Origin of the sequence: Ruminococcus bicirculans (ex Wegman et al. 2014) (genome assembly GCF_000723465.1) — a bacterium.
Classification (GTDB): Bacteria; Bacillota; Clostridia; order Oscillospirales; family Ruminococcaceae; genus Hominimerdicola; species Hominimerdicola aceti.
Map to the genome: position 1 here is coordinate 240,490 of NZ_HF545616.1, position 11,973 is coordinate 252,462.

Annotated in this window: 13 protein-coding genes and 1 pseudogene; 4 read left to right on the forward strand and 10 right to left on the reverse strand. The window is 38.1% G+C overall.

The genetic code is table 11. The annotated features are described in order from the left end of the window. Positions 1-290: 290 nt before the first annotated feature. On the forward strand, positions 291-716 hold the full coding sequence (locus RBI_RS01040) for an HIRAN domain-containing protein (protein WP_038670402.1): 426 nt from the start codon (positions 291-293) through the stop codon (positions 714-716). 92 nt (positions 717-808) lie between these two features. Next, complete coding sequence (locus RBI_RS01045; RefSeq protein ID WP_038670403.1) at positions 809-1,099, forward strand: hypothetical protein; 291 nt, start codon at positions 809-811, stop codon at positions 1,097-1,099. A gap of 112 nt (positions 1,100-1,211) precedes the next feature. Here RBI_RS01045 and RBI_RS01050 read toward each other — a convergent pair whose 3' ends face one another. The 5 genes from RBI_RS01050 to RBI_RS01070 all read right to left on the reverse strand — a co-directional run bounded on the left by RBI_RS01050 (position 1,212) and on the right by RBI_RS01070 (position 3,936). Next, positions 1,212-2,111, reverse strand: a complete 900-nt coding sequence (locus RBI_RS01050) for a sigma-70 family RNA polymerase sigma factor (protein ID WP_038670405.1) — start codon at positions 2,109-2,111, stop codon at positions 1,212-1,214. Between the two features lie 221 nt (positions 2,112-2,332). Continuing rightward, positions 2,333-3,130, reverse strand: a complete 798-nt coding sequence (locus tag RBI_RS01055) for a DUF6291 domain-containing protein (protein WP_038670407.1) — start codon at positions 3,128-3,130, stop codon at positions 2,333-2,335. After that, complete coding sequence (locus tag RBI_RS01060; protein WP_038670409.1) at positions 3,130-3,423, reverse strand: hypothetical protein; 294 nt, start codon at positions 3,421-3,423, stop codon at positions 3,130-3,132. The genes RBI_RS01055 and RBI_RS01060 overlap by 1 nt, the downstream gene beginning before the upstream one ends. Beyond that, complete coding sequence (locus RBI_RS01065; RefSeq protein WP_038670411.1) at positions 3,420-3,620, reverse strand: helix-turn-helix domain-containing protein; 201 nt, start codon at positions 3,618-3,620, stop codon at positions 3,420-3,422. Before RBI_RS01065 ends, RBI_RS01060 begins: the two co-directional genes overlap by 4 nt. A 130-nt stretch (positions 3,621-3,750) precedes the next feature. Beyond that, the gene (locus RBI_RS01070) at positions 3,751-3,936 is read right to left on the reverse strand and encodes a hypothetical protein (protein WP_038670412.1); all 186 of its coding nucleotides are present in this window, start codon (positions 3,934-3,936) and stop codon (positions 3,751-3,753) included. 177 nt (positions 3,937-4,113) lie between these two features. Here RBI_RS01070 and RBI_RS01075 point away from each other — a divergent pair, with 177 nt between their 5' ends. Both RBI_RS01075 and RBI_RS15140 read left to right on the forward strand, forming a co-directional pair. After that, on the forward strand, positions 4,114-4,806 hold the full coding sequence (locus tag RBI_RS01075; protein WP_038670414.1) for a helix-turn-helix domain-containing protein: 693 nt from the start codon (positions 4,114-4,116) through the stop codon (positions 4,804-4,806). A 32-nt stretch (positions 4,807-4,838) separates the two neighbouring features. Beyond that, a complete protein-coding gene (locus RBI_RS15140; protein ID WP_051706233.1) occupies positions 4,839-6,236 on the forward strand; it encodes a tyrosine-type recombinase/integrase in 1,398 nt (465 codons plus the stop codon). A gap of 348 nt (positions 6,237-6,584) precedes the next feature. Here the strand turns inward: RBI_RS15140 and RBI_RS15335 are convergent. From RBI_RS15335 to RBI_RS01095, 5 genes and pseudogenes are all read right to left on the reverse strand, one after another. Continuing rightward, positions 6,585-7,259: pseudogene (locus RBI_RS15335) on the reverse strand (HD domain-containing protein); the annotation flags it as partial. Positions 7,260-8,629: 1,370 nt separating this feature from the next. Continuing rightward, entirely contained in the window at positions 8,630-8,812 is a 183-nt protein-coding gene (locus RBI_RS15490) for an RNA polymerase sigma factor (protein ID WP_081855898.1), read from the reverse strand. A gap of 630 nt (positions 8,813-9,442) precedes the next feature. Continuing rightward, on the reverse strand, positions 9,443-11,089 hold the full coding sequence (locus tag RBI_RS01085) for an HD domain-containing protein (protein ID WP_038670415.1): 1,647 nt from the start codon (positions 11,087-11,089) through the stop codon (positions 9,443-9,445). Continuing rightward, a complete protein-coding gene (locus RBI_RS01090; protein WP_038670417.1) occupies positions 11,086-11,442 on the reverse strand; it encodes a hypothetical protein in 357 nt (118 codons plus the stop codon). Before RBI_RS01090 ends, RBI_RS01085 begins: the two co-directional genes overlap by 4 nt. Positions 11,443-11,640: 198 nt before the next feature. Then, the gene (locus RBI_RS01095; RefSeq protein WP_038670419.1) at positions 11,641-11,916 is read right to left on the reverse strand and encodes a hypothetical protein; all 276 of its coding nucleotides are present in this window, start codon (positions 11,914-11,916) and stop codon (positions 11,641-11,643) included. Positions 11,917-11,973 lie beyond the last annotated feature (57 nt).

An 11,973-nucleotide genomic window follows, 5' to 3' on the forward strand; every position in this document is an offset into this window, starting at 1 on the left:
CAAGAAAATAAAAAAGCTTGTTAAGCTGGTCCAACAACTTAACAAGCTAATGATCGAGATAATCGGCTTGATTGGCTACATCTTGATCATAAAAGATTTACTTAAATAAGTAAATTCGGCAGAAAGGAGAGTTGACCGCTCTCCCAACTGCTTGAATTATACCACAAAAACGAAAGGGTGTCAATATGAAAAATGATATTTTCAAACTTTGCAAAGAGCTGCTCAAGCTTGGCGGATTGATACTTGCAGTAGCGTTCTTAATACTGAGATAATTCAAGGAGCTGAAAACAATGACCAAAACCACAAAATCAAGACTTATGACAATAGCAAACAAACTCGTAGGCAAGGGCTATAACCGCCGCACAGCAATGCTCAAGGCGTGGGTGATAGCTAAAGCCGAAAGGCTGTCCGTAAGGATAGCAGGGACTTCATTCAACCGCCGTCAGAGCGTTCTCAAGGCTATGGAGAGCAAGCCTGCTGTGCTGAAACTCAAGCACGAAAGCACCAACGCCGCAGACCGCAACGCCGTGAGCCTGTGGGCGTTCCCAGAGGGTGCAAAGGGCTTTTACCGAATTGGTTACCTGCCGAAAGCTGTCGCCTATGTTATAGCTCCTCTGCTGGACAAGGGCGAAACTCTCAGCCTTGACCGCCTCAACATCATAGATACCAACACAGCAGGCTTTAAGCTCGGTGCAAGGCTTATGCTTGCGGTATAGACCAAACACCAAACCCAAACACCACACCAACATTTTGACCCGAATTCTGCATTAAAGGGCGAATATATAAATACATAAAGGAGTAACCGAAAATGACCACACCACAAAACAACGTCAAAAGCGTATCTGTCCTTGACCTTGAGGACTTTGTAATAAACCTTGAGCAAGCTGAAAACCTGCTTAACGTGTACCTTGAGTTTATTGATGATGAGTGCCCTGCTATCGAGAACAAGGACACAAAGAAAGAGAGCCTTGCGGCTGCGGCTGTTGTGTATGCCTCACGCACGGATATGTTTCAAGCCGTCCTAAGAGCTTGCTTTGACATAATAAAGCAGAGCAAGACAGAGCTTTCAAAGCTTATTTACCCACCACAGACCGCATAAACGCCAAAGGACAAGCCTCGTGCTTGCCCTTTTTTTACTCTAGGAATAACTAGGATTTGCCACATTCTGCGAATATGCGAGAAATATAAGCAGTGCGGCGGTGAATGTACTGCTATCGGCTTTCAAGGGGCTTTCCCCCGTATTGCTGCGAAACAAGCTCCTCAAAGATCGTCATTGCTTGATACTCTGCATTATCCTCTGCAAGCTGTTCTATCTCGCAATCATATATTATAGCCTGTCGCTGTCCGTAGCTGAGGTATGAGCCACGCTTTATTATCTCTGAGATACGCTGTTGAGCTTTGAAGTAAGCCCTCGTGTTGGTGCGGCTGTCAAAATGCAGGCGGCTTTCAATGTTCTGCTCTTCCCACAGTATTCTCAGTTCAGCCATACAACGGAGCTTTCTCAAAGCTTTTGCCTTGCGTTGTCTGATACGCTCACCGCTCACGCCCTCACGCTTTGCTATCTGCTCTTGTGTCATATCCTCAAAGTAATAAAGCACTATCACATCACGCAGGGGCTTGTCTAAGCGGTCAAGAGCCCTGTGCAATATCTCTCTTGTGTGTTCGTCTGCAATGGTCTGTAAAGCCTGTTCAAAGCCCTCTTGTGAGTTGCTGTCGGGGATAATATCAGCTAAGCAAAGCTCTTTGCTGTCGCCTGTATCAAGGGGTTTATCAAGGCTTGTGCAGTTGTCAAGAGGCTTGTTATTCTCTCGGTCAGCGTTACGTATGCCCAACATCTCCGCACCTGCATTGCGTATGTGATATTCAAGATAGCTTGTGAAAGCATAGCCCTTTTCGGGGCTGTACGCTTCAATAGCCTTTATAAAAGCAGGATAGCATTCTTGCCGAAAGTCTGCAAGTTCAGCCCCACAAGACGTGAAACGCTCCTCATAGCTGCTGTAATATTGCCCTGCAAGCTTGAACATCAAGTGCTTTACCCTATCCCACAAAGCAGGCTTTAGATCGTCCGCACCGCCTTGCTTGATAAATTCCGCAAGCTGTTCATTTGTCATTGTGTCACCCTCTCACATTCTCTTACATTTACGGCTTTGTTCGAGCTTTATTCGAGCTTTACTCTCGGTTCGTGTTAAACGTTATGCTGTTACTTTCTGAAATTGCGATAAGCAAAGCAATTTCAAGAAATGTAACAAGCATAATAATTTAAGTTATATTAAAGTAAGTTTAGTTTCTTACTTTACTTAACTTTAAATTATTTTAATTGAAATATAATATATTATATTTGGTTGTTTTGGGTTGTTTTTGGGTTGTTTTGTTGCCGCCTTGCGGATAAGATTTGCTTGATTTCTTCTTCGGTAAAGTCATAGTGTTCTTTGATTTGGGTTTCTGAAATATCAGTAGCTTCCAGAGCTAAATCACATTTGCTATAAAAGTGTTTGATCTCATCAAGTGACATTTTCAATAACTTGTCCGCTGCTTGCTTGGTACGTGCAAAGGTTTCCGTAAATGTTTCATCACCTTCCTCAAATTCCGCTGCTGCATATTGCTTAAGCTCGTTGCAGAATTGCCGTGCACTTTTGTTTATAATAAATTCTTTCATTGTACCGTCAAATATATCGGAAATATCATCTACATCAAGTATGTGGTAACAAGCTGCAATGCTTGCTATTTGTGATTTGCTAAGATACTCAGAAATCGCAAAATCTTCTTTTTGAGCGTTCCAGAAAATGACATCAGCAATCCTATACGCTATATCCCCGAAAAGCTCGTTTATTGGCGGCTCTTCTGTTGCCTTTTTCTTAGCGGCGTTTTTATTACCTTTTGGAGCTCCGCCTTTTTTGCCGTTTTCACATTGTGCATGATATTTGCGAAAAGAATGGTCTATATCTGTTTTTATAAATTCAATAAGCATTGCGGCTGCTTGATCTTCTATTGTTGGCAGCTCTGCTTGTTTTACATATGAGCAGATATATTTTATTACAGCTCCAGCTTGTTCATTATTGAGCATTTGAAACCAATCACAATATTTTGTATTAAAGTAAAAGTAAGGCGGTATTTTGCTTTCTTCACTCATTATTCTTGTCCTTTCCACTCCTCAAGAAGTCTTTCCGCAGAGCGTAACGTCTGAGAAATAGAGCTTGCTCTTGAACGCTCCCTTTTGACGTATCGGCTAAGCTCTGAGCGGTCAGCAGGATAAAAATAGCCGCACTCACTTGAGCATATCACTGCACCTTTACGCCGCATATCCTCAATCACAAGCCTTGTGTGGCGGTTGTCAAGCCCCGATATGATACACATATCCGCAAGGCTTACAGCGTTGCTCTTGCCTTTTCTAAGGGCGTTTGATATCCTTTCGGCTGCTGTCATATGCTTGCCCCCTCACCCTCGTTAAGAAACTCAACCAGCCTGTCAAGGTTTATGAGCGTTTTGCAGCCTGCCTTGACGTATGTAACACGATTTTGCTTGACAAGCTGTCTCACAAAGTATTCGTGCAGCCCTGTTGCCTGTGCGGTTTCCTTTATGGTGAGCATTTTTGGCAATGCCCTTGTGTTCTGTTTATTCAAAATATTCTCCTATCTGCCACATTCAAGACTTGCATTTCCGCCCTCGAATGTGGTATAATAGGAGCGGAAACGTGTGTGTTTTCATATGCGGGCATTAAAGCCTGCTTTGCCGTCTGAATGTTGGTAGCGTTCAGACGGTTTCTTTTTGTGCTGAAAGCTTGTCAATAATAGCCTTGAGCCTCTCAACCTCGCTTTCATTAAACGGCTTTCTAAGGCGGCGTGAGAAATTGCTGTCATTCACACCCCACAGCTCGGCAACTTGCCAGCATTTCAAGCCTGCCGACACTATGAGCTGTTTTACCTCTGCTCCTGTCAATGTGTTTCACCTCGCTTTTTGCTGTTGCTATAACATCATTATATCAAATAGTCTGTATAAAGTCAAGTATTATATATTAATTTATAGTATTCTTAATTTTTATATGATTTGCACTTGACAAATCAAGTTGTCTGTGGTATTATAAAAGCAACAACAACAATATAAGGAGCGTTATAAATGAGTGATTTAACAACTTTTGCAAAAAGATTGAAAGAGGCAAGGTTAAAAGCTGGATTAACACAAGCTCAGCTCGCCAAAAAAGCCCATACAACAGCCGCCACAATATCAAGCTATGAAAGTATAGGCATTATAAAAAAGGCATCTCTAGACCTTGCTATGAGCTTTGCACAGGCTCTTGACGTTTCCCTTGATTGGTTGTGCGGTATAGACGAGAGTGAGCTCAAAAAAGGGTATTCAACAGAGTTCACGGCTAAGGAATACTTGTACAGCCTTGTAAGAGTAATAACGGAAATGAGCACAATTAGCGATGACGAAGTTTTTTCGCCTGATGATGGTGTATACATTCATATTACACAAAAGCCTCTATCTGTTTTTATAAGAAAAATAATAGACCTGCTCAAGGTATATAGAGCAGGTACTCTCACAGAAGATCTATTCATAACTTGTGTTGACAAAGTAGTAAATGACTATTCTGAATATTCATTTATGTTTGACAATTTTTTGAATTATGATGAGGCAGACGAGGCTGATACAGCCGTTATGCAAATTATTGAGGAACAAAATGATAAAGGCAGCGTGAGTGCTGGCACACTTACCACAAGCTTTAGTAGTCCTCAATCTCGCAAAAATAATATCAGCCTGTTTGTTAATGAAAGGTATGTTGAAAATTATTTAAAACAAGACAAATAGCAAAGACTGATCCATAGAAAGGACTTGATACAATGGCACAGATAGAAAAGCGTGCAAACGGCTCATATAGAATAAGAGTGTTCTGTGGCTATTCGGCGGACGGCACAAAGCAGAAATCACAGTCAATGACGTGGCGACCCTCAAGACCTAATATGACCGAAAAGCAAATAGAAAAGGCTCTGAACAAAGCGGCTTTTGACTTTGAGGAGAAATGCAGGAGCGGTCAAACTGTCAACGCTGAGAAGTTCGAGAACTTTTGTGAAACGTGGTTTGAAAACTATGCAGAGCGTACTTTAAAGCCCTCAGGCGTTGAGCGGTGCAGAGAATACACCCCACGAGTGTATGAAAAGCTCGGTCACTTGCGTATAGACCGCATAACCCCACGAGAGATAGACGGCTTTATAGCTTGGCTTGGTAAACAGCACGTTGAAAAGAACGCAAATGCAGCTTTCAAAGGCGATTTAAAAGCCATTCTCAGCTACAAGGATATGACACAGAAAAGCCTTGCAGAGCAAGCAGGCGTAAGCTCACAGACCATTAAATCAGCCGCAGAGAGCAAGCTTATAAGGTGGGAGAACGCCGAAAAGATATCCGCAGCATTGGGAGAGCCTTGTCAAAAGCTCTTTGATAAGCGTACAGACGATAAAATGCTTTCTCCAAAGACTATAAAGAATTATGTTTCTTTCGTGTCGAGTGTGTTTGACTATGCCGTGCATATAAAGGCTATCAAGGAAAACCCTTGCAAAAATGCCGCACTCCCAAAGATACCGCAGGCAGAGCATAAAATGTTCACCATAGACGAGGCTAAACGCTTTCTTGATATACTCGATCGTGACGATACGCCTATAAAATACAGGGCTTTCTTTCAGCTCGCTATATTCGGCGGCTTTCGCAGGGGCGAGATACTCGGTCTTGAGTGGGAGGATATAGACTTTGACACGGGCGTTGTGCATATCCGCAGAACTGTTCACTATTCAAAAGAGCGTGGCTATTATGACACAGAGCCAAAGAGCCGCAAGTCTGTAAGAGCCTTGACCCTGCCCAGCGGCGTGATATTTACAATAAAGCAGCTAAGAAACGAACAGCTTTCACAGCGTTTAAAGCTTGGTGACAAATGGCACAGCACGAGCAGGCTTTTCACCACTTGGGACGGACACCAAATGCACGGAGCAACGCCATTCACTTGGCTGACAAAGATCTGTGAGCAATACGGCTTGCCAAAGGTCAACCTTCATTCGTTCAGACACTTAAACGCAAGCCTGCTCATAAGCTCGGGCGTTGACGTCAAGACAGTTCAAAGCGTTCTCGGACACTCGCAGGCAAGCACCACCCTTGACATATACGCAGCCGCCTTTCAAGACAGAGAGGCGCAAGCTCTCGGAGCTGTGGCGGATATCCTCACGGGGGAGAGGAAACGTAAGGCGGAATAACCGACCAACTAAAAAAGAGCAAGCCCTAAGCCTGCTCCTTAAATTTTTATCACAGTAACACCCAAACAACACCCAAACGCAAAATCTACATAAAACAAAAAACTTGCAAACCCTCGTAAATAAAGGATTTGCAAGCTTTCTAACTTGTGTTGCGACTATGAAATAGATGATGCTGTTTTTTAGAATTTTTGTTTCAAACATCATTCCTCTTTTCAAAATAACAGTAAGATTATTTATCATCTCAGCATTTTTGCTGCCAATAAATTCAGATGAAAATATTGAATCGTCCGACAATATTTTTGCCGTTATCGCATCTTGCCTATCTTTACCGATATAGGCTAAAATATCGCAAATCCTTACTACACAGCCCTCCAAAGTTGACGGAACAAGTTTTTTTATTGCCTCTCCGCCCTCAGTATAACAAAGCTCAACATTATTGTCATATTGCTCAAATGTCAGACCCTTTTGGGGGCGATATTCATTAAGCTCAAATTCACCATTGTGGCACAGTATCCCGTCTAGTGTCTGTAAACTTATATTTCGCCTGTACAAAATATCAAGAACACGTATACTGTGAACATTATGATTAAAATGCCGTCCGGTTTCTTTCTGCAAAAGCTCGCTGAGATAACGTTCTCCTGCGTGGCCAAAAGGTGTGTGTCCAACATCGTGTCCAAGTGCGATAGATTCTATCAGATCAAGATTAAGGCCAAGCATTCTTCCAATATTTCTGCTTATCCGTGACACAAGCTGAACGTGCAGGCCTCGTCTAGTGATATCATCATTGTTGTAGAATGAAAATACCTGCGTTTTATCATTATATCTGTTGTACAAAGGCAAATGAAGAATTTTCTCTATATCACGTCCAAAAGACGGACGAAGTACGCTATTTTTGTCCTTTTCCATATTTCTTCGCACAGCATTTTCGTCCATAAATCTGTATGAACTCAATATTCCCTTTGATATATTTTCCTTTATCTGTTTCTCAACAGAACTATCAAGCTGATGATATTTTAACGACATATTTTACCTCCCTTAGATTATTAAGTTTATACCAAATTGCACAGCGTAACAAGATAAAAAGTTTAATATTGTCTGATTATAACATAATGCAACGCCACACAAATAAAGTCTGACGGTGTTGTGCAGTATCACCTTATAGTTTTTACACTGTCGTCGTACCATTTTACTAATGTTGTAATTTCTAAGAGCGATTTCTACCATCTCCGGAACCTACATTCATCGTATCAATAATAAGTGGAATACGTTTTATAGTCTGTTCCACTATAGACCTTAGCAATGGTCTTTGCTTTGTTTCTACCACGGCTTATATTGGAATAAGATTGTTCAAAAACTGCGTAAAAGTAAACTTTGTAGTGCCTCTGCCGTTTATTGAACTCCAGGTAAAACCGCTTTTCTTTTGAAATTCCTGTGTTATAGTTATTTTGTTCGTAATACCTAACTATCCTGTAACAACACTTCTGCATTTTAGCATTGTAACCTAAACTGCCAAAGCTGTGCTGACATTGCTTGTGTATTTGTCATATGTAGAAATATCAGCGGCAAACACACTTTTTGAAAAAACTCCTTTTGAAAATCTACTATTAAACTCTGTATTACCCGTTTCAATAATACATAACAACACTGGAGGCGTATTTCTGACATTTTTTTAGATTACTACTTATCATTCTACCTTTTGCACAAATTCAATTGTAATTCTTAGTCTATTTTTACTAACATTTGAGTTTATCATAATAATATACTCACTATTATTCCATATGTAATAATTAAATCTACGATTATCTGTGAACGATATGCTTTCTTTTTCTGTAATATCTTTGAACGTTATCTCAGCACTTTCCGTTTTTAATCTTATATTAAACATATCTTTTGTTCATTATTGAGAAATTCCAAGTATATAATATGCCTTTAAAGATCGGATCTGTCATTGAAAATTATACTGTAGTCACTAAGATTATAATATATTTCATAAAACTCATTGATCGTATTGGAATATGAATTGTCAGATATATCTGCCGTTACGTCAGAATGATCTGAGAATATATTCATTAAAAACTTTCTTGAATGCACGTTTCTATGCATCCACACTCACCACAATCGAAAATGAAACAATCAGTACCACATCGATTATGGACGCCATTCGTCTTGAGGTAGTGCTGATAAATTTGTGATAAGGTTGTCTTTGCCTTTTTATCAATTTATCCATATTTTTTATTAAATTCATCAGAAGAAATATTGTCACACCCGTGTTTTGAAATCGTTTCAGCACATTCTTCGTCTAATGTATCAGCAATAGCGTCGAGAATTTATTATTCAATAATCTCGCATTCCTCAAAATATATATTTTTTAACATTCTGACTCTGGAAATTCTTTAATAGACATTTGTATTTGATATATCAAGCAAATCCGAAATCTCTTTAGCAGATAAATCTTTTGTGTAGTATAAATGAATGACATCCATATAGTCTTGTGGCAGCTTTTTTATAGCCAGCCTTAATATAGCATTATCATTTTCATTATCAATCACGTTGTCAAATTGCTGACAAAGATTCACAGCAAATGGACGATAGAAGCACGCAGAGGGTTCCAACAATATAACGCAATGATGAAATTAAAAGACTGGAACAAAGGTAAACTATTCAAAGGAGTATAACAAAGTCCGTAATTAGAGAAACGAACACCTTAAAAATGCAACTTAGATTATTGGTGCGATTCTGTTGAATGCTCAATATCTGATGTTAATTTGAGAATGCTTGTCAAACTAATTCTTATTCATCAGAAAGAAGATAAGAAACTCGACATAAGATTTGAGACAAACAAAAGTTAAACGATACCGTCAGTGTATTTATCAATTAGAAAGTGCGTTGCGTGAGGATTAACAAAAAAAATGCAGATTCTTTATTCTTATATAATCATATTAAACGACAGACTAACTACATATTACAATGAACCTTAGAATAAAATCTATTTTACTCATCAGATATTGCTACCAAATTTATTATAGTAAAAGAAAAGAGCCCGATAAAATCGAGCCTTTCATGTAATATCGTTATCAAAAAAATTATTTATACGCAAGATAAAAACTTAAAGCCATCAAATATCTAATGTGACATTCTCAAAAAAGTCAACCCTACAATAAATTCGCCTGAACTATAATGGCTCGAATTTCAACAAATGAGTAGATTTAAGGTACGTAGATTATATTAGAATGTGCTTTATCATAAAGATATTCTAAAAACTTCTTTGGATCAATTTTCTTGCTTGAGTAAAGATAGAAAAAACTATAACGCTTGTCTAAAGCTCCTTTGTCCTCTCCCTCTAGTTTTTTATAGGTAGTATAATTTTGAGAAACATTTCCAAATCGTATATATAACTTATCCGCATCTATACGAGCATAAAATGTATTTTTAGCGGGTAATATTACATACGACGTATCCGGGTGATACTCCAACAAAACATTAATAAGATTTTGAACAGTCTCTTTATCCTGCCTTTCATTTAACGAATCATCCAGAAGGATTTTACTATCAATCTGACGCAAATCTGTAATATCATCAACATTATTGAAAAAATTTATCAGCGGTGCCATATATTCAGCTACCTCTGCCGCCTTATCCTCATTAGAATCTAAACAATATAAAAATTCTTCGCTTGATTTCCACACGGGACTTTTTCTTTCATCTCTAGAAAAATATTCTGATACAACAGAATACTCCATGTGAGATTTCATCAAATTCAATATTTCAACATCAGATAATAGCCTAAATTTTCCACCGAAATATTGGTGCCCTTCCTTTGATAATGAAGCCGAAGAAAAAATAAAGTTTATTATTTCATCGGAAGAAAGCACAACGTTATCTGTATTCCGTAGGCCTGAATTCGCTAAGGATATTCCAATCGCTTTGCATAGCAAATATGCTTCATATATTACAACGGGGTGATTTATAATCCATTTTGCTTGAGAGTTCTTCGCAATGACAACATTGTTTAATACGCTCAGAGCTCCTTTTCCAAAAGCCGGATAATATATTCCATCATTGTCAACTATACAAACATTATCCAAAAGTCGCTTGTTATCTAGCACAATACTATCATAACCTGACATCTGCGTATCTCTTGCTATGTAATCCAATTTGTCAACATCAACAGTCGATGAATTAAGCAACCTTATCAAACAGTTTTTTATCCCTAGTTCAAGCCGTTTATCTTCGTCATCAGTTCGTTTGTAGGAATAACAACAACCTATTATAGAACGAACTATAAGATCCAAGTTTAAAGAATTTATATTTTCGCTTTCAAAGAATTTATTATAATCACCAAATTTCCTGCAAGTGATAATGGAACTCATAATTTCATGAGGTGCAGGCGGATTCTTCATTATAAGACTGAAGTAATCCTTCTCAAAAACATGATAAGCCGGATCATCAAGATGAGATTTAATTTCTGCAAGAAGTTCCTTATTAATCTTTGAATTTTTATTGTTAATCTTTTCCTTATAACTAAAAAGATTTTCACACGTGTGAGAAAACGGTGCATGACCTATATCATGCAGCAGGCAGGCCAAAAGGAATGAATATTTATATTTTTTTACTATTTCTGCATCTTTATCATCACAGTTATTCAAAAATCCTTGAATCGCTTTTTGACCTAGATGATAAACGCCAATAGAATGAATAAATCTATCATGTCTTGCAGATGGATATAAAACTCGATAGCTGGTCTGTTCTATCCATTTTAACCTTTGAAATTCTGCCGTATCAATTATTTTCCAAAACGGTTCTTCCAAACGTATGTAACCATGTATAGCATCTTTTATACTTTTTACCTTCAAATTCTATCCTCCAACACTTTTTGTGAAACAGTTTGCATCTCATTTATTACGACCTTTGGTAATCCCATTTTAAAATATCTGCTGAGTTTGTTTGATAATACATATTGGTCATAGGAATCAGTCATACATACATTGATTTCGTTCACAGACTTTACAAAAAAAGGATAGTCCTCTGCGAAATCCAATATATTCATATAGTTTAAACAGGTAAAATAATTAAGATGATTCAAATTTGAACCTAAAAGAGATTCAAACATAAATAACTTATCAACATTAATTCGATCATCTCCCTTTTCCAAAGCCGCAAGGAGAAAGTTCCCGATTATTGATTCGCTACTAATCATTTTACACATAGTTCTATAAGCTCCATTCTTAAAATATCGATATATATATCATAACACTTTTCCATAATAATGTCAACATATTTTTATGTAAATTTTACAATTCCCATGAATTAATCCGTACTAATTTTGATAAAAAGTATGAACAATACGCACAAATTCCATTGTTTGTCATTTCACATTCAATTCTGCCAGAGCACAATTCTCAAATCAATTGCAAATAAAAAACGACAACCTATTGTCGAAAGCTGTCGTTTTTACTGTATAGAGAATACGATATTCATGAGCATCATATGAATCATCGCCTTGAAATCCAGGCTGTGGAAGATGAAACTCTTCAAAGGGAAGTTCTAGAATCTCCGCAACTTCAGATACACCTGATCCCACCTTACCACAAAGGCCTAGAACTATAAATTCCTTTTGCACATTATATAAATGTTCATTAATTTTATATGACGCAGATTCTTTAAAATCAAAAATACTCATAATAACATCTGCCTTTCTATTACAAATAGTAACTATGCAATTAATATACTACAATAC